The 16,802-nt window shown below is 68.1% G+C and carries 20 protein-coding genes; 16 read left to right on the forward strand and 4 right to left on the reverse strand.

Translation table 11 applies throughout. From position 1 onward, the window contains the following. The first annotated feature begins 75 nt into the window (after positions 1-75). From WKI94_RS05790 to WKI94_RS05865, 16 genes are all read left to right on the forward strand, one after another. Entirely contained in the window at positions 76-909 is an 834-nt protein-coding gene (locus WKI94_RS05790) for a phytoene/squalene synthase family protein (protein ID WP_337844823.1), read from the forward strand. Between the two features lie 39 nt (positions 910-948). Further along, the gene (phr, locus tag WKI94_RS05795) at positions 949-2,205 is read left to right on the forward strand and encodes a deoxyribodipyrimidine photo-lyase (RefSeq protein ID WP_337844824.1); all 1,257 of its coding nucleotides are present in this window, start codon (positions 949-951) and stop codon (positions 2,203-2,205) included. A 10-nt stretch (positions 2,206-2,215) separates the two neighbouring features. After that, positions 2,216-3,379, forward strand: coding sequence for a cytochrome P450 (locus tag WKI94_RS05800; RefSeq protein ID WP_337844825.1), 1,164 nt, complete (start codon positions 2,216-2,218; stop codon positions 3,377-3,379). After that, complete coding sequence (locus WKI94_RS05805) at positions 3,376-4,077, forward strand: lycopene cyclase domain-containing protein (RefSeq protein ID WP_337844826.1); 702 nt, start codon at positions 3,376-3,378, stop codon at positions 4,075-4,077. The genes WKI94_RS05800 and WKI94_RS05805 overlap by 4 nt, the downstream gene beginning before the upstream one ends. Beyond that, positions 4,074-4,724: a 1-acyl-sn-glycerol-3-phosphate acyltransferase gene (locus WKI94_RS05810; protein WP_337844827.1), complete on the forward strand. Its 651-nt coding sequence runs from the start codon at positions 4,074-4,076 to the stop codon at positions 4,722-4,724. The genes WKI94_RS05805 and WKI94_RS05810 overlap by 4 nt, the downstream gene beginning before the upstream one ends. Next, the gene (locus tag WKI94_RS05815) at positions 4,721-5,749 is read left to right on the forward strand and encodes a glycosyltransferase (RefSeq protein ID WP_337844828.1); all 1,029 of its coding nucleotides are present in this window, start codon (positions 4,721-4,723) and stop codon (positions 5,747-5,749) included. The genes WKI94_RS05810 and WKI94_RS05815 overlap by 4 nt, the downstream gene beginning before the upstream one ends. A gap of 12 nt (positions 5,750-5,761) precedes the next feature. Beyond that, positions 5,762-6,181 carry an rRNA maturation RNase YbeY gene (ybeY, locus tag WKI94_RS05820; protein WP_337844829.1) on the forward strand — a complete coding sequence of 140 codons (420 nt, stop codon included), beginning with the start codon at positions 5,762-5,764 and terminating at the stop codon, positions 6,179-6,181. Continuing rightward, entirely contained in the window at positions 6,136-6,534 is a 399-nt protein-coding gene (locus WKI94_RS05825) for a diacylglycerol kinase (protein WP_337844830.1), read from the forward strand. The genes ybeY and WKI94_RS05825 overlap by 46 nt, the downstream gene beginning before the upstream one ends. A 4-nt stretch (positions 6,535-6,538) precedes the next feature. Continuing rightward, the gene (locus WKI94_RS05830) at positions 6,539-6,898 is read left to right on the forward strand and encodes a hypothetical protein (RefSeq protein ID WP_337844831.1); all 360 of its coding nucleotides are present in this window, start codon (positions 6,539-6,541) and stop codon (positions 6,896-6,898) included. Positions 6,899-6,962: 64 nt separating this feature from the next. Beyond that, positions 6,963-7,433 (forward strand): GreA/GreB family elongation factor, encoded by a 471-nt coding sequence (locus tag WKI94_RS05835; protein WP_337844832.1) that lies wholly within the window; start codon positions 6,963-6,965, stop codon positions 7,431-7,433. Beyond that, the gene (lysS, locus tag WKI94_RS05840) at positions 7,430-8,908 is read left to right on the forward strand and encodes a lysine--tRNA ligase (RefSeq protein WP_337844833.1); all 1,479 of its coding nucleotides are present in this window, start codon (positions 7,430-7,432) and stop codon (positions 8,906-8,908) included. The genes WKI94_RS05835 and lysS overlap by 4 nt, the downstream gene beginning before the upstream one ends. Before the next feature lie 7 nt (positions 8,909-8,915). Further along, positions 8,916-9,791, forward strand: coding sequence for a cation diffusion facilitator family transporter (locus WKI94_RS05845; protein WP_337844834.1), 876 nt, complete (start codon positions 8,916-8,918; stop codon positions 9,789-9,791). Positions 9,792-9,845: 54 nt separating this feature from the next. Beyond that, positions 9,846-11,501: a methylmalonyl-CoA mutase family protein gene (locus WKI94_RS05850; protein ID WP_337844835.1), complete on the forward strand. Its 1,656-nt coding sequence runs from the start codon at positions 9,846-9,848 to the stop codon at positions 11,499-11,501. Next, positions 11,498-11,893: a PaaI family thioesterase gene (locus tag WKI94_RS05855; RefSeq protein ID WP_337844836.1), complete on the forward strand. Its 396-nt coding sequence runs from the start codon at positions 11,498-11,500 to the stop codon at positions 11,891-11,893. Before WKI94_RS05850 ends, WKI94_RS05855 begins: the two co-directional genes overlap by 4 nt. A 1-nt stretch (position 11,894) precedes the next feature. Continuing rightward, the gene (locus tag WKI94_RS05860; RefSeq protein WP_337844837.1) at positions 11,895-12,314 is read left to right on the forward strand and encodes a cobalamin B12-binding domain-containing protein; all 420 of its coding nucleotides are present in this window, start codon (positions 11,895-11,897) and stop codon (positions 12,312-12,314) included. Next, a complete protein-coding gene (locus WKI94_RS05865; protein WP_337844838.1) occupies positions 12,311-12,799 on the forward strand; it encodes a PaaI family thioesterase in 489 nt (162 codons plus the stop codon). Before WKI94_RS05860 ends, WKI94_RS05865 begins: the two co-directional genes overlap by 4 nt. On the opposite strand, the gene WKI94_RS05870 is transcribed toward WKI94_RS05865, so the two are convergent. The 4 genes from WKI94_RS05870 to ribA all read right to left on the reverse strand — a co-directional run. Continuing rightward, a complete protein-coding gene (locus WKI94_RS05870) occupies positions 12,720-13,097 on the reverse strand; it encodes a hypothetical protein (protein ID WP_337844839.1) in 378 nt (125 codons plus the stop codon). The genes WKI94_RS05865 and WKI94_RS05870 overlap by 80 nt on opposite strands. A 57-nt stretch (positions 13,098-13,154) precedes the next feature. Beyond that, positions 13,155-14,063 (reverse strand): MBL fold metallo-hydrolase, encoded by a 909-nt coding sequence (locus WKI94_RS05875; protein ID WP_337844842.1) that lies wholly within the window; start codon positions 14,061-14,063, stop codon positions 13,155-13,157. A gap of 26 nt (positions 14,064-14,089) precedes the next feature. Continuing rightward, positions 14,090-16,222 (reverse strand): vWA domain-containing protein, encoded by a 2,133-nt coding sequence (locus WKI94_RS05880; protein ID WP_337844840.1) that lies wholly within the window; start codon positions 16,220-16,222, stop codon positions 14,090-14,092. Positions 16,223-16,267: 45 nt separating this feature from the next. Continuing rightward, the coding region (ribA, locus tag WKI94_RS05885) for a GTP cyclohydrolase II (protein WP_337844841.1) at positions 16,268-16,802 on the reverse strand (535 nt) is incomplete at its 5' end.

Genomic DNA, 16,802 nt, shown 5'->3' on the forward strand with positions numbered 1-16,802 from the left:
CAAGCTTGTGTTCATCAAGCAAGTGTAGCAGAGACAAACGTCCCCAAGGGGTGTTAGGATCAGAGTAAGAGCATTATGGAACCGGATTGGAAAGCCCTGGCCAAGGTGGTGCGCACCCACTCCGCCACCTTCTATTGGGGTAGCCTCCTCTTCCCCAAGGAGGAGCGCAAAGGGGCCTGGGCGGTCTACGCCGCCTGCCGCCTGGGGGACGATGCGGTGGACCGGGGCGGGGGCGAGGGGGCCCTCCAGGCCTGGTGGAAGGGGGTGGAGCGGGCCTATGGAGGAAGGCCAAGGGCAGAGTGGGAACGGGGCCTGGCCTGGGCCCTGGAGCGCTGGGCCATCCCAAAGGAGGCCTTCGCCCATATGAGGGAAGGCTTCCTCAAGGACCTGGGGCGGGTGGGCCTGGAGACGGAAGAGGAGCTCCTCCTCTACTGCTACCAGGTGGCGGGCACCGTGGGGCGGATGATGACCCCCATCGCAGGCGGGGGAAAGGAGGTGGAGGAGAAGGCCATCCGGCTGGGCCAGGCCATGCAGCTCACCAACATCCTCAGGGACGTGGGGGAGGATCTGGGGATGGACCGGGTCTACCTCCCCCGGGAACTCCTCCAGCGCTTCGGGGTGGAGCTTGCCGATCTGCGCCGGGGGCGGGTCACCCCCCAATACCGGGCCCTGCTTCAGCACCTGGAGGCCAAGGCCCAGGCCCTCTACCGGGAGGGGCTTTCCGGGCTCAAGGGGCTTAGGGTGGGGCGGGCGGCCATCGCCCTGGCCGCCCTCCAGTACCAGGCCATTCTGGACAAGCTCCGCCTCCAGGGGTACGATAACCTCTCCCAAAGGGCCCACCTGAAGCCCTGGGAACGGCTTCGGCTTTTCCACAAGGCCTTGGCCCTGGCCCACACCTCTGGGGCCTAGGCCACAGGGGGGAAGGAGCTTTAGGGGTAGGTTCTTCCCATGCGCCTGGTCTGGCACCGCGGCGACCTCCGCCTCCACGACCACCCGGCCCTCCTCCAGGCCCTAGGGGAGGGCCCCCTGGTGGGCCTCGTGGTCCTGGACCCCAAGAACCTGGAAGGGGCCTCCCCTAGGAGGCGGGCCTGGTTCCTGGAGAACGTCCGGGCCCTCCGGAGGGCCTACCGGGCCCGGGGCGGGGTCCTTTGGGTCCTGGAGGGCCCCCCCTGGGTTAGGGTAAAGGAGGCGGCCCAGGCGGTGAGGGCGAAGGCGGTCTACGCCCTGAAGAGCTACACCCCTTACGGGCGCCACCGGGACGAACGGGTGCGGGAGGCCCTCCCCATACCCCTCCACCTCCTCCCCGCCCCCCATCTTATTCCCCCGGACCTGGAAAGGGCTTACCGAGTCTATACCCCCTTTAGCCGCCGCTTCCAGGGGGTGGACCCCCCCCTCCCCACCCCCGAGGCCCTTCCCCCTTTCCCCGAGGAGGGGGAGATCCCCAGGGCGGAGGGCGACATCCCCTTACCCCCTCCGGGGGAGGAGGCGGCCCTGGCTCGGCTCAGGGCCTTCCTGGAAGAGGGCCTGGACCGCTACCCCTTGGAGCGGGACCGGCTGGACGGAAGGGGGGGCTCGAGGCTTTCCCCCTACTTCGCCCTAGGGGTCCTCTCCCCCCGCCTTGCAGCCTGGGAGGCCCTGAGGCGGGGCGGTGAGGGGGCGGGGAAGTGGGTGTCCGAGCTCCTTTGGCGGGACTTCTCCTACCACCTCCTCTACCACTTCCCCGAAATGGCCCAAAGGGCCCTGGACCCCCGCTTTGAGGCCCTCCCCTGGCGGGAGGACGAGGGGCTCTTCCAGGCTTGGCTAGAGGGGCGCACCGGGGTGCCCTTGGTGGACGCGGCCATGCGGGAGCTAGGGGCCACGGGCTTCCTCTCCAACCGGGCCCGGATGTGCGCCGCCCAGTTCGCGGTGAAGTACCTCCTCCTGCCCTGGAAAAAGGCCGAGCGCGCGTTCAAGAACCTCCTCCTGGACGGGGACACCGCGGTGAACCTCCAGGGCTGGCAGTGGGCGGGGGGCTTGGGGGTGGACGCCGCCCCCTACTTCCGGGTCTTCAACCTGGTGGAGCAGGGCCGCCGGCACGACCCCGAGGGGGCCTGGCTAAGGCGCTTCGCCCCCGAGTACCCCTCCTACGCGCCCCTAGACCCCGTGGTGGACCTCGAGGAGGCCCGGAAGCGCTACCTGGCCTTGGCCCAAGCCCTCACCCGGTAAGCTGAAGCCCATGACCGCCACCCTGGACCTCAAAGGGGCCCTCCCCGACCTAAGGCGCCTCCGGGATGAGCCCCTGGAGGCCCTCCTCGCCTGGGGAAAGGCCCACCCCCGCCTCCGCATCCCCCTCCCCGGCCTTCCCCTCCACCTGGTCTTTGACCCCGAGGGGGTGGAGGCCGTGCTCCTCGGGGTGGAGAGCAAGGCCACCTTCCAGTACCAGGAGCTTGCCCGCCTCACGGGCCGGGGCCTCCTCACGGACCAGGGTCCAGGTTGGAAGGAGGCGAGAAGGACCCTGAAAGAACCCTTTCTCCCCCGCAGCGTGGCCCTCTACCGCCCCCTTTGGGAGGAGGAGACGGAGGCCTTCTTCGCCTCCTGGAGGCCGGGGGAGCGCCGGGACCTGGACCGGGAGATGCTCCACCTCTCCTTGCGCTTCCTGGGCCGGGCCCTTTGGGGAAGGCCTCTTTCCGATAGGATCGCGGAGCTCGCCCTCGAGGCCCTGGAACGGATCATGGAGCGGATGCAAAACCCCTTGGGCCGCCTGAACCTCCTGAGGGAAAGGGCCTTCCTGGAGAAAAAGCGGGCCCTGGAACGGGAGGCCGAGGCCCTCATTGCCCACCCTCCCCTCGCCGGCCTGCCTCGAGAGCGGGCCCTTTCCGAGGCCAAGACCCTCCTGGTGGCCGGGCACGAGACCACAGCCAGCGCCCTCACCTGGAGCCTCTACCTCCTCTCCCAAAGGCGGGAGTGGCAGGAGAGGGCGGCGGAGGACTTCGCCTTCGCCCTTTCCGCCTTCCAGGAGGCCCTAAGGCTCTTCCCCCCCGCCTGGGTCCTCACCCGGAAGACGGAGGCCCCCTTGGCCCTCCCCGGCGAGACGCTGCCCCCCGGGACCACCGTGGTCCTCTCCCCCTACGTGACCCAAAGGCTCCACTTCCCCCAAGGGGAGGCCTTCCGCCCCGAGCGCTTCCTGGAGGGGAAGGCCACCCCAAGGGGGCGCTACTTCCCCTTCGGTTTCGGGCCAAGGCTCTGCTTGGGCCGGGACTTCGCCCTCCTGGAAGGCCCCATCGCCCTAGGGGCCTTTTTCCGCCGCTTCCGCCTAAGCCCCCTCCCCAAGCCTAAGGTGCATGCGGGGGTGACCCTGAGGCCCAAGGGGGGGCTTTGGGCCCTTCTGGAGGAGGCATGACCTACCTGGCGTTCCACCTCTACTTCATCCTGCCGCCCCTCCTTCTCCTCCTCCTTTGGGCCCGGCCCAAGCCCCCTAGGCTTTGGGCCTACCTCCTCATGCCCCTCCTGGCCCTCCTCTACACCACCCCTTGGGACAACTACCTGGTCTGGAAGGGGGTCTGGGGCTACCCGGAGGGGCGGGTCCTCCTCAGGATCGGGTACGTGCCCATGGAGGAGTACCTCTTCTTCTTCCTCCAGCCCCTCCTCACCGGGGCCTTCCTCATGGGGGTGGCGGGCCCTCCCCCAAAAGGGGAAAGGGGCCTTGTGCGGGTGGTGGGGGGCGGGGTGTGGCTCCTGGTGGCCGCCCTGGGGGTGCTCTTTGTGGCCCTCGGGGGGCGGTACCTCTACCTTGGGCTTATCCTCGCCTACTTCGCCCCGGTCTTCCTCCTGCAGTGGGCCTATGGGGGGGACCTCCTTTGGGCCTGGCGGCGGGCCCTTTTCCTGGGGGTCTCCGTCCCCACCCTGTACCTTTGGGTGGCGGACTTCTGGGCCATCCGCCGGGAGGGCATCTGGTGGATCGCGGAAGGGTACACCCTGGGCCTAGGGGTGGCGGGGCTGCCCCTGGAGGAGATGGCCTTCTTCCTCTTTACCAACCTGGCGGTGGTGGGGGGGCTTCTCCTGGCCTGGCACCCCGAGGCCCTAAGGAGGCTCCGGTGAGGCCCCGGGAGAGGCTCCTTCGCCTTTTCGTGGAGGGCTTCCTCCTCCAGAGCCTGAAGGGGAGCCTCCGGGGGGTCTACCTCAGGGGGGAGGTGCCGGGGGGGTCTTTGGTGGTGGCCATGAACCACCACAGCTTCTTTGACGGCCACCTCCTCTGGCATCTGGCGAGGCGGAAGGGGGTCCCCTTTACCCTTCTGGTGGCGGAGGAGAACCTTAGAGCCTTCCCCGTGCTCCGCCTGGCCGGGGGCCTGGAGGCGGGCCGGGTGCGGGAGGCCTTAAGGCGCCTTAGGGAAGGCGGGTGGGTAGCCCTTCTCCCGGAAGGGGAGATGCGCTTTCCTGGCCCCCTCGGCCCCCTGAAGGGGGGGGCGGCCTACCTGGCCCGGAGGGCGGGGGTGCCCCTTCTCCCGGTGGCCTCGAGGGTGGTCCTCCGGGGCTTTGAGCACCCCGAGGCCTTCCTCTGGGTGGGGGACCCCCTGCGCCCGGAAGGGGACCTGGAGCGCGCCCTAGGGGGCCTCCTCCGGGAGCTGGATGCCCTCCTGGCCCACACCCATCCCCGCGCCCTCCCCGAGGGCTTCCGGGAGGTCCTCCGGGGAAGGCGGAGCCTGGAGGAGCGGGTAAGGCCCCTGGTGGAGGTCCTTAAGGGATGACGGGGGACTTCTTCTTTGGGGTCTTCCTCTTCCTCCTCCTGAGGCTTCTCGCCCTCCTCCATAACCTCCTCCGCTTTCCCACCCTTAGGCCCTGCCCCACGCCCCCCTCCCCCACCGCCTCCCTCCTCGTCCCCGCCCGGAACGAGGCGGAAAACCTCCCGCGCACCCTCCCCGCCCTCCTCCGCCAAGGGGCCCTGGAGGTCCTGGTCCTGGATGACCTCTCGGAAGACGGCACGGGAGGGGTGGCGGAGGCCCTAGGCCGGGGCCACCCGGGCTTCCGCCTCCTTAAGGGCACCCCGCCTCCTCCAGGCTGGACGGGGAAGAACTGGGCCTGCTTCCAGCTCGCCCAGGCGGCCCGGGGGGAGGTGCTGGTCTTTACCGATGCGGACGTCCTTTGGGAGGAGGGGGCTTTAGGGGGGCTTTTGGAGGCCCTAAGGGGGCGGGAGGCCCTTTCCGCCCTTCCCCGGCAGGAGCCCCAAGACCCCCTGGGGGGCGCAGTGGTGGCCTTCGTCATGGGAAGCCTCCTCTCCACCCTCCCCCACCCCCTCCTGGAGGCCCTAAGGGTGGCGAACGGCCAGGTCCTCGCCTTCTCAAGGGAGGCCTACTTCCGCCTTAGGGGGCACGAGGCGGTGCGGGGCGAGGTCCTGGAGGACGTGGCCTTGGCCAGACGGGCGGCTTCTTACGGGCTTTTCCTGGGAACGGGGCTCTTCGCCACCCGCATGTATCGGGGGTACCGGGAGGCGGTGGAGGGGTTTGCCAAGAACTTCCTCCCCATCCACCTGAAAAACCCCTGGGTCCTCCTGGGCTCGGCCGTCTACCACCTGGCCCTCTATACCCTCCCCTGGCTCTTCGGACGGCCCGAGCTAGGGGTGCTGGGGGTGCTGGAACGGCTCCTGGTGCAAAGGGCCCTAAAGGGGCCCCTCTGGCCCGCCCTCCTCACCCCCCTCCTGCCCCTTCTCCTCCTCCCCATCTACCTGAAGGCCCTCCTCCCGGGCCGGCGCTGGAAGGGGCGGCCGGTATACTGACCCCGGAACCTTATGGTGACCGTGATCGCCAACAAGAAGCCCCCAAGAGGCCTCCGCCCAAGACTCAGGCGGGCCCTAAAGAAGCTCATGGAGGAGCTTGGGGTGGGGGACAAGGGGGTGACGGTGATCCTCTCTGGGGATCGGCGTCTAAGGGCCCTGAAGCGCCGGTGGTGGGGGGAGGACGAGGCCACGGACGTCCTCTCCTTCCCCCACTACGAGCCCGGGGACCCCTTCGTCCCCCCCCACCTCGGGGACATCTGGATCAGCCTGGACACCGCAAGGAGGCAGGCCGAGGCCCGGGGAGTGGGCCTCGAGGAGGAGGTCCTGGTGCTGGCCGCCCATGGCCTTTGGCACCTCCTCGGCCATGACCACCAGAAGGAGGAGGATTGGGCCGGGTTCCGCCGCGTCCAAGAGAGGATCCTAGACCTCTAAAGGGGGTGGTGCGCTCCTTCGGCTACGCCCTGGAGGGGCTCCGCTACGCCTGGCGGGTGCAGCGGAACTTCCGCATCGAGGCCTACCTGGGCCTTTTCGCCCTCCTCCTCGCCCTGTGGCTTGGGGTGAACCCCTTGCCCGTCCTCCTCTTCGCCGCCTTGGTGCTCGCCCTAGAGCTCATGAACACCGCCCTGGAGGCCCTCACAGACCTCGTAAGCCCCGTCCACCACCCCCTGGCCAAGGCCGCAAAGGACGCGGCCGCGGCCGCGGTGCTCCTGGCGAGCCTCCTTGCCCTCCTGACAGGGCTTTACCTCTTCCTACCCCCCCTCCTTCGGCGGCTTGGGCTAAGCTAGGGGCATGGACTACGAAGAGCGGGAGTTGATCCTGGAGCTCTTTCCAGGCACCTCCCCCGACCTCCTCCCCCTAGGGGAGATCCTCTACTACCGGGACGGGGAAGGGCGGGTCCACATCCTGGAAAAGGGCCCCCCCGAGCTCCACCTCACCCTGGAGCCCCTGGGCGTCCCTTCCTCCCCTCAGGTGTGCGAGGCCTGCCGCCGCCACCTTTCGGGAAGCGCCTTGGCCTTCTTCCGCCATCCGGTGGGGGGGCGATGGGAGCACGTCCGCTACCTCATCCTCTGCCAGGACACCCCTTCCTGCGCGGAACACGCCCGGCCCGAACGTTTGAGGGAAATCCTCCTTCGGGGTATACTCACCTGAGAACAGGGCCTTTGGGCCAAAGGGGGTCGGCTGAAGCCGGCCTCCATGACTTACGAGGTGCACCATGGCGCGCGAGGTTAAGCTCACCAAGGCCGGCTACGAGAGGCTCATGCAGCAGCTTTTACAAGAGCGGGAACGCCTGCAGGAGGCCACCCGCATCCTGCAAGAGCTCATGGAATCCTCCGACGACTACGATGACTCGGGGCTGGAGGCGGCCAAGCAGGAGAAGGCCCGCATCGAGGCCCGCATAGACAGCCTCGAGGACATCCTCTCCCGGGCGGTGATCCTGGAGGGGACGGGCGGGGAGACCATCGGCCTAGGCTCGGTGGTGGTCCTGGAAGACCCCTTGAGCGGGGAGAGGCTGGAGGTGCAGGTGGTCTCCCCCGCGGAGGCCAGCGTCCTGGAAACCCCCATGAAGATCTCCGATGCCTCCCCCATGGGCCGGGCCCTCCTGGGCCACCGGGTGGGGGACGTGCTCACCCTGGAAACCCCCAAGGGCAAGCGGGAGTTTAGGGTGGTGGACATCCGCGCATGAACGAGCAGACGCGCCAGCGCCTTCTCAACCTCGAGGCCCTGGTGGAGGCGGGCTTTGAGCCCTACCCCTACCGCTTCCCCAAGACCCACAAGGCCCTGGAGATCCTGGAGGGCAAAAAGGGCGCCCCCCCCGGAACGGAGTGGCCGGAGGAGGTGGTCTTGGCCGGGCGGATCATGGCCCTGAGACGGATGGGCAAGGTCACCTTCGCCCACCTCCAAGACGGATCCGGCCGCATCCAGCTCTACTTCGCCAAGGACACCACCCCCCGCTACGAGCTATTGAAGAAGCTGGACGTGGGGGACCTCCTGGGGGTAAGGGGCACGGTCTTCACCACCAAGACCGGGGAGGTCACCCTAAAGGTCCTCGCCTGGACCCCCCTGGTGAAAAGCCTCCACCCCCTGCCGGACAAGTGGCACGGCCTCAAGGACAAGGAGGCCCGCTACCGGAGGCGCTACCTGGACCTCATCATGAACCCCGAGGTCAAGGAAGTCTTCCGGAAGCGCTCGGAGATGGTCCGGTACATCCGGCGCTTTTTTGAGGAAAAGGGGTTCTTGGAGGTGGAAACCCCCATCCTCCAGGCCACCACGGGGGGAGCCGAGGCCCGGCCCTTCAAGACCTACCACAACGCCCTGGACCACGAGTTCTTCCTGCGCATCTCCTTGGAGCTTTACCTTAAGCGCCTTTTGGTGGGGGGATACGAAAAGGTCTTTGAGATCGGGCGCAACTTCCGCAACGAGGGGATTGACCACAACCACAACCCCGAGTTCACCATGCTGGAGGCCTACTGGGCCTACGCGGACTACCTGGACATGCTGGCCCTGGTGGAGGAGCTCCTTTCCGGGCTGGCCCTGGCCCTCCATGGGAGCCATGAGGTGCCCTACGGGGGAAGGATCCTGAGCTTCAAACCCCCCTTCCGGCGCATCTCCTTCGTGGAAAGCCTCAAGGAAGCGGCGGGCCTCCCCTTCGACCCCCTGGATCTGGAAAGGCTTCGCCTCTGGGCGGACGCCCACCACCCGGAGCTTGCCCAGGTGCCGGCCTACAAGCTCCTGGACAAGCTCTTTGGGATCTACGTGGAGCCCCACCTCCAGGACCCCACCTTCGTCATGGACTTCCCCCTGGCCATCAGCCCCCTGGCCAAGCGCCACCGGGAAAAGCCCGGGCTCACGGAGCGCTGGGACCTCTACGTGGGGGGGATGGAGATCGCCCCCTGCTACTCCGAGCTCAACGACCCCCTGGACCAGCGCGAGCGCTTTTTGGAGCAGGCAAGAAGGCGTAAGGAGGGCGACGAGGAAGCCCCGGAGCCCGACGAGGACTTCCTCCTGGCCCTGGAGTACGGCATGCCCCCCGCCGCGGGCCTGGGCCTTGGCATTGACCGCCTGGCCATGATCTTCACCGACCAGCCCTCCCTGCGGGACGTCCTGCTCTTCCCCCTCCTGAAGCCCAGGAAGGAAGAGGAAGACCAGGAAGAGGAGTAGGGACGGGATGGGAAGGCGCCTGGCCACCTTAAGCCTCCTGGTGGCCCTCCTGGTCCTTGGGCTTAAGCTCCTGGCCTACCGCCTCACGGGCTCGGTGGCCCTCCTCTCCGATGCCCTGGAGTCCACGGTGAACGTGGCCGCGGCCCTTCTGGCCCTCACCGCCATCCGCATCGCGGAAAAGCCCCCAGACCACAACCACCCCTTCGGCCACACCAAGGCCGAGTACTTCTCCGCGGTGGCCGAGGGGGTGCTGGTGGTCCTGGCCGCCTTTCTCACCGCCAAGGAGGCCCTGCCCCGCCTCCTTCAGCCCGTGCCCCTCCTGGGCCTAGGGCCGGGGATGGGCTTAAACCTCTTGGCCACGGGGCTCAACGGGGGGCTCGCCCTCCTCCTCATCCGAAAGGGGAGGGCCCTCCGCTCCCCCGCCCTGGTGGCTGACGGCTACCATATCCTCTCCGATGTCCTCACCTCCTTGGGGGTCCTCCTGGGCGTGGGCCTGGCCTGGGCCACGGGGCGGTGGTGGTTGGACCCCCTTTTGGCCCTCCTGGTGGCGGGGCACATCCTCCTCATGGGCCTTCGCCTGGTGCGCGAGTCCCTCGGGGGGCTTATGGACGAAGGGCTGGGACCAGAGGAGCTCGAGCACATCCGGGAGGTGCTTAAAGCCCACCTGGCCCAGGGGGCCCTGGAGGTCCATGACCTCAAGACCCGCCGGGCGGGCCCCCGCTCCTTTTTGGAGTTCCACCTGGTGGTGCCGGGGAGGATGTCCGTGGAGGAAGCCCACCGGCTCTGTGACCGGCTGGAGGAGGCCCTGAAGCAGGCGGTGCCGGGCCTGGTGGTTACCATCCACGTGGAGCCGGAAAGCGAGCGTCAGGGGCGGGTGCCATAACGTCCTACTCCCTCCCCGCAAAAAAGCGTATAATCGGGGGCAAAGGGAGGGCCCATGCGCAAAAAACACGATTGGCTCAGGGAGACCTACCGGAAGAGCCTGGAAAAGATGCCCGAGAGGCCCGTGGCCCACCGCACCCTCTCGGAGATCGCCCCCGAGCCCCTTTACACCCCGGAGGACATCGGGGTCCTGGACCCGGAGTACGAGGAGAAGCGGGGTTTCCCCGGGGAGTACCCCTACACCAGGGGGGTCTACGGCTCCATGTACCGGTCCAAGCTCTGGACCATGCGCATGTTCGCGGGCTTCGGCACCGCGGAGCAGACCAACGAGCGGTTCAAAAAGCTCCTCAAGGCGGGGCAGACGGGGCTTTCCGTGGCCTTTGACCTCCCTACCCTCATGGGCTACGATTCCGACCACCCCCTTTCCAAGGGGGAGGTGGGGAAGTGTGGGGTGGCGGTGTCCAGCCTGGCGGACATGGAGATCCTCTTTGAGGGGATCAACCTCGAGGAGGTCACCACCTCCATGACCATCAACTCCCCGGCCAACGCCATCTGGGCCATGTACCTGGCGGTGGCCAAGAAAAAGGGCTACGACTGGAAGAAGCTCGGGGGAACCATCCAAAACGACATCCTCAAGGAGTTCATCGCCCAAAAAGAGTTCATCTTCCCCCCGGAGCCCAGCGTGAAGCTGGTGATCGACACCTTTGAATGGGGGCCCAAGAACGTCCCCAAGTGGAACTTCATCTCCGTCTCCGGCTACCACATCCGGGAAGCGGGCTCCACCGCGGTCCAGGAGTTGGCCTGGACCCTGGCCGATGGGTTTGAGTATGTGGAGGCCGCGCTGAAGCGGGGCCTGGACATAGACGAGTTTGCTCCCCGGATCAGCTTCTTCTTTGACGTGCACAACGATTTCTTTGAGGAGATCGCCAAGTTCCGCGCGGCAAGGCGCATCTGGGCCAAGGAGATGCGCCACCGCTACGGGGCCAAGCGTCCGGAAAGCTGGATGCTCCGCACCCACGCCCAGACCGCCGGGGTCTCCCTCACCGCCCAGCAACCCCTGAACAACATCGCCCGGGTGGCCATCCAGGCCCTGGCCGCGGTCCTCGGGGGCACCAACAGCTTGCACACCGACGCCTACGATGAGGCCCTGGCCCTCCCCACGGAGGAGTCGGCCACCATCGCCCTGAGGACCCAGCAGATCATCGCCTACGAGACTGGGGTCACCCACACCATAGACCCCTTGGCGGGGAGCTACTACGTGGAGTGGCTCACGGACGAGATGGAGCGCCAGGCCATGGCCATCATCGAGGAGATCCGGCGCATGAGCGGGGTGGTGCGGGCCATCGAGGAGGGCTACTTCCTGAGGGAGCTCGCCGAAGCCAGCTACCGCTACCAGCAGGAGGTGGAGCGGAAGGAAAGGATCATCGTGGGGGTGAACGCCTTCACCGACGAGATCCCCCTGAAGGTCCCCATCCAGCTGGTGGACCCCGAGGTGGAGAGGGTGCAGGCGGAGCGCCTGGCCCGAGTGCGGCGGGAGCGCGACCCCAAGCGGGCGGAGGAGGCCCTAAAGGCCCTCAGGCAGGCCGCGGTGGAGGGGCAGAACACCATGCCCTACTTCGTGGAGTGCGCCCTGGCCTACTGCACACTGGGGGAGATGATGGACGTCCTGCGGGAGGTTTACGGCACCTACCAGGAGCCCGCTTACGTATGACCGACCTCACCCCTTACCTCCAGGCCCCCTTCGTGCGCCACCTGGGCCTGGAACTCCTCGCTAGCCGGGAAGGGTTTTGCGAAACGGCCCTCCGTGTGGAAGAGGCGCACCGCCAGCAGGACGGCTTCGTTCACGCCGGGGTCCAGGCCACCCTGGCCGACCACACCGCGGGCATGGCCGCGGCCACCCACCTGGGGGAAGGGGAAAGGGTCCTGACGGTGGAGTTCAAGCTGAACCTCCTCCGGCCGGCCCGGGGGGAACGCCTCTTCTGCCGGGCCGAGGTCTTAAGGCGTGGGCGGAACCTGAGCGTGGTGGAGGCCGCAGTGTACGATGGGGAAACGCTGGTGGCCAAGGGGCTTTTCACCCTGGCCATCGTCCCTAAAGGGAGGTGACATGGATCGGCGCATACGGGTGCTCATCGCCAAACCGGGCCTGGACGGCCATGACCGAGGGGCCAAGGTGGTGGCCCGGGCCCTGAGGGATGCGGGGATGGAGGTCATCTACACGGGGCTCCGCCAAACCCCGGAGATGATCGTTTCCGCGGCCATCCAGGAGGACGTGGACGCCATTGGGCTTTCCATCCTGTCCGGGGCTCACATGCACTACTTCCGGGAGGTGAGAAGGCTTCTGGAGGAGCAGGGAGCCTCGGACATCCTCCTTTTCGGCGGGGGGATCATCCCCGATGAGGACGTGCCCAAGCTGAAGGCCTTGGGGGTGGCCGCGGTCTTCGGCCCTGGCACCAGCACCCAGGAGATCGTGGACTTCCTCAAGGCCAAGGTGCCCGAGCGCTGGAGGGCCCAGGGGCTTTCATGAAAGCGGTCCAGCTCTACTACCCCCCGGAGTGGGCACACTGCTACGGCTGCGGCTACCTGAACGCCCAAGGGCTCCACATAAAGACCCACTGGCACCCAGAGCGCGGGGAGAGCGAGACCCGCTTCACCCCTAAGCCCCACCACACCGCCATCCCCGGCTTCGTCTATGGGGGGCTTCTCGCCTCCCTGGTGGACTGCCACTCCACGGCCACCGCCGCCGCGGCCAAGGCCCAGGCGGAGGGGGTGAGCCTCGAGGCCCACCCCTTGCGCTTCGTCACCGCAAGCCTCAGGGTGGACTACCTGAAGCCCACCCCCCTGGGCCCGGAACTGGTCCTTTTGGGCCGGGCGCGGGAGGTCAGGGGGAAGAAAGTGGTGGTAGAAACGGAACTCTTTGCGGAAGGGGTTCTCACGGTCCGCGGGGAGGCGGTTCTCGTTCAGATCGGAGAGGGTTTCGGCCGTTCAGAATCCGCTCCAGGTGGCGGATAACCTCCTCCACCCTGGGGGCCTGGGGAGAGCCCATGAGGGTGAGGTCCAGCCAGGCCTCCTCCAGGGTGCGTTTGACCTCCTCCAGGATGGGACCAGGAAAGGCCCTATTCAGGGCGATCTCCCGCTTTTCCCAGTAAAGGATCCGCTTCTCCTCTTCAAGCTGCCGGAGGCGGAAGCGAAGGTTCACCAGCTCCGCTTCCAGCTCGGCGATGCGCTTCCTAAACGGGGCCTCCTGGAGACGGCGGCCCTCCTGTTCCAGGCGGATCCGGCGCTCTAGCTCATCGTCCCAGTGGAGCATGGCCCCAGCCTAAAAGGGGCGGATGGGGGAAAGGGGGGGTTTTGCACATGAGAAACCTTAGAACCTGAAGAAAGCGGGCACAAACCCGTACCCCTCCCCCAAGGGGCGGAGGTAACCCAGGGCCGGCCAGGGGAAGTGATAGGCGGTGAGAAGGCTCTTTTCCTCTGCCACCCTGCGGAAAAGCCGGGCCCGGGTGGCCACCACCTGGGCCTTGTCCATGTCAAAGCCCAGGTAGGCCTGAGGAAAGCGGAGGGAAAGGAGGTAGTGCCCCGCAGCGTCCCCGAAGATGAAGAGCTTCTTGCCCTCCGAGAGGACCTCGAGGCTCATGTGCCCGGGGGTGTGCCCGAAGGAGGCCACGGCCACCACCCCAGGGAGGATCTCCTCCCCATCCTCCACGGGGCGGATGCGTTCCCTTAAGGGGAAAAGGGCCCGCTCCACCGCGGGGGTGGGGTTGTTCAGCCAGTAGTCCAGGTCCACCCGGCCCATGAGGTGGAGGGCGTTGGGAAAGGCCGGCCGGCCCTGGCCGTCCACCAGGCCGCCGATGTGGTCGGGGTGGCCATGGGTGAGGAAGACGTGGGTGATCTCCCCAGGGGCGTAGCCCGCCAGGGCCAGGTGCTCAAGAAGCCTTCCCCCCTGGCCCCGCCCCGCATCCACCAGGAGGCGGGCGTTCCCCGTGTCCACCAGGACCGGGTTGAAGTTGTTGGGGGTAGCCTCTGGATCCAGGAAGTTTTCCAAAAGGACCCGGCGGAAGGCCTCCTGGAGCTCGGGGTTCGCCCCCCAGTTGGGGAGGAGGGACCCCGGGGCCGACTGGCCGTCGGAGAGGATGGTCACCGTGTAGCGGCCCAGGGGGAAGCGGTAGAAGCCGCCCCCATTGACCCCCTTGGGGCTTGAGGCCTGGCCCAAGCCCCCGCCTAGACCCGCCACGGCCAACAGGCCCACCCCCTTGATCAAGGCCCTCCTCTCCATCCCTTTCACCTCCTTTTCGGGGGAGGTTAAGGCAAAGGCCCTGCCCCTTCCGTAACCCCAGCCACCTTGAAGGCCAGGTAGCGCTCCAGGAGGAAGAGGAGGAGGGCCAAGACCAGGAGGTAGGGCCTTAGGGGGAAGGCGGCCTGGGGGGTGCGGGGGGGCACCTCCCCCTCAAAGAACCGCCCCCCACTCCCCTCGGCCATGGCCTTGAGGACCGCCCGCCCATCCCTCGGGGTCCACTCCCCGGGAAGGGGGAGGGCCAAGGGGATGCGCCGCGCCCCGTCCAGGAGCACCCCTTCCCCCCGCACCACCCCCTCAAACCGCCCGGGGCCGGTGGGCACCATGGGAACCTCCTCCCCCCCCACCAGGAGGCGCGGGGCCTCGAGGGCCCCCAGGGCCACCGCCCGTATCCCCTCCTCTTCCGGGTAGGCGTAGAGGGCGAGGGCCTTCCTTCCCCCCAGGAGGTGGCGGGCAAGGCCCCCTAGGAAGGGGGCCAGGGCCTCCCAGTCCCCCCACGAAAGGGCGAGGTCCGTGGCCAGGGCCGCCACCCGGCCCGCCCCCCGCTCCCCTAGGGCCAAGACCGCCCGCTCGCCGCTAGAGAGGAGGACCTCCGCCCAGGGCTCGGCCCGGGCGGGGAGGAGGAAGGAAAGGGGGGGAAAGCGAAAGCCCTCCGTGAGGGGGTGGGGCCTGGCCTCCACGGGGAAGCGGCCCCTCAAGCCCTCCCCTTGGAAGACCTCCTGCCCCTCCCTTAGGAAAAGCCTCGGGAGCTCCTCGGGGCGGGCGGCGAAGTAGAAACGCCCCCCGCCCGCCCGGGCGAGCTCCTCCAGGAAGCCCCGGTCCGCATCCTCCCCCAGGGCCAGGGCGCTTACCTCGAGGCCAGAAGCGCGGGCCAGCTCCAGGATGGGCTCCTTGGCATCGGCAATGAGGCCGTCGGTGAGGACCAAAACCCCCTTCCGCGCCACGGGCACCCCCTCCAAGAGGCGCACCGCCTCCCGGAAGGCGGGGCCCAGCACCGTCCCACCCCCCGCCCGCACGGAAAGGAGGAGGCTTTCCGCCTCCTTTTTGCCCTGCTCCGTCATGGGCCTTGGGGGAAAGAGAACCCTAGGGGAGGAGCTGAAGAGGACCACCCCCACCCAGTCCTCAGAAGCGGCGCTCCTCACGAGCTCCACCGCTCCGGAAAGGGCCAGGGCGAGCTTCTCCCCCTCCATGCTCCCCGAGACGTCCAGGACCAGGACCAAGGCCGCCCCCTTCCGGCCTAGGGGCCTTAGGGGGAAGTCCTCAGGCAGGGCCCGGTCCCACCCCCCCAGGAAAAGCCCCTTGGGGGTGGCGGTGAAGAGGAGGCCACCCCCCTGGCGGAGAAAGTCCCTTAGGGCCTCGGGGGCGCCCTCGGGGAGGTCCAAAACCCCCACCCCGAGGGCCACCAGGTCCGCCTCCAGGGGCAGGCGGAAAGGCCCCCGGTCCACCTGGAAGCCTTGGACCTCCAGGATCCTGGCCAGGGCCTCGTCCCCCAGGACCAGGGCCCGCCCCCGGTCCAGGGGGGCCACCTCGAGGCGGGCCTCGCTCCTCCCCCACGCCCCCTCCGCCACCGCCCGCACCTCGGCCCTTTCCGTGAGGGGAAAAGCGTAGGTGAGGGCCCTTGTGCCCTCCACCCTCAGGCGCCGCTCCAAGACCCCGGCAGGGCCCTCCACCCGCACCCGGGCCTCGGCCGCCACCGGGGCCTCCAGGACCACCCGCACCCCCACGGTCTCCCCGTAAAGGGGGTAGGGGGGCGGGAGAAGGCGGACCGCCACCCAGGGCCTAGGGGGCACATAGACCGCGTCCAGGGGGAAGGGAGCAGGAAGGGGGGGAAAAAGCCCGTCGGAGACCAGGACCACCCGGTCGGGCCTGAGCTTCAAGGCCTCCTGAAAGGCCCGCCTCAGGTCCGTCCCCTCCCCCAGGTCCAGCCGCCGGGCGGTGGGGGCGGGAAGCCGGGCCACCCCTTCCGCAAAGGCCAGGTAGACCCCCTCCCGGGGGAGCCGTGGGGCCAGAGCGAAGACCCCTTCCCGGGCCGAGGGGGAGAAGTCCAGGAGGTAGGCCACCCGCCCCGGGCGGGAGAGCTTCGGGTCTAGGAGGGCGAGGAGGAGGAGAAGGAGGACCCCAAGCCGGAGGAGGAGGGGCATGCCCCCATGCTATAGGGCCATGCCGCCGGGCATCTGTGGAGTACTTCAGTCCATCCAGTGGCCGAGCTTTTCCTTTTTGGCCTGGAGGTAGCGCTCGTTGTGGGGGTTATCCCCGGCCCTTAGGGGCACGCGCTCCACGATCTCAATGCCAAAGCCGGACAGGGCCTTCACCTTGCGGGGGTTATTGGTGAGGAGGCGCATCTTCCGCACCCCCAGGTCGTAGAGGATCTGCGCCCCCACCCCGTAGTCCCTGAGGTCCGGGGGGAAGCCCAGGGCCAGGTTGGCCTCCACCGTGTCCAGCCCCTGGTCCTGGAGGTGGTAGGCCCGGATCTTGTTGACGAGGCCAATTCCCCGCCCCTCCTGCCTCAGGTAGACCAGAGCCCCCTTGCCCTCCTTTGCGATCCGCTCCAAGGCCAGGTCCCGTTGGAAGCCGCAGTCGCACCTTAAGGAGTGGAGGGCGTCCCCCGTGAGGCACTCGGAGTGCATGCGCACCAGGATGGGTTCTTCCGGCCCCCAAGACCCCATGACCAAAGCCGCGTGCTCCTCCCCCGTGAGGGTGTCCCGGTAACCCAGGATGCGG

Origin of the sequence: Thermus sp. (assembly GCF_037444525.1) — a bacterium.
In the GTDB taxonomy this organism is placed as follows: Bacteria; Deinococcota; Deinococci; order Deinococcales; family Thermaceae; genus Thermus.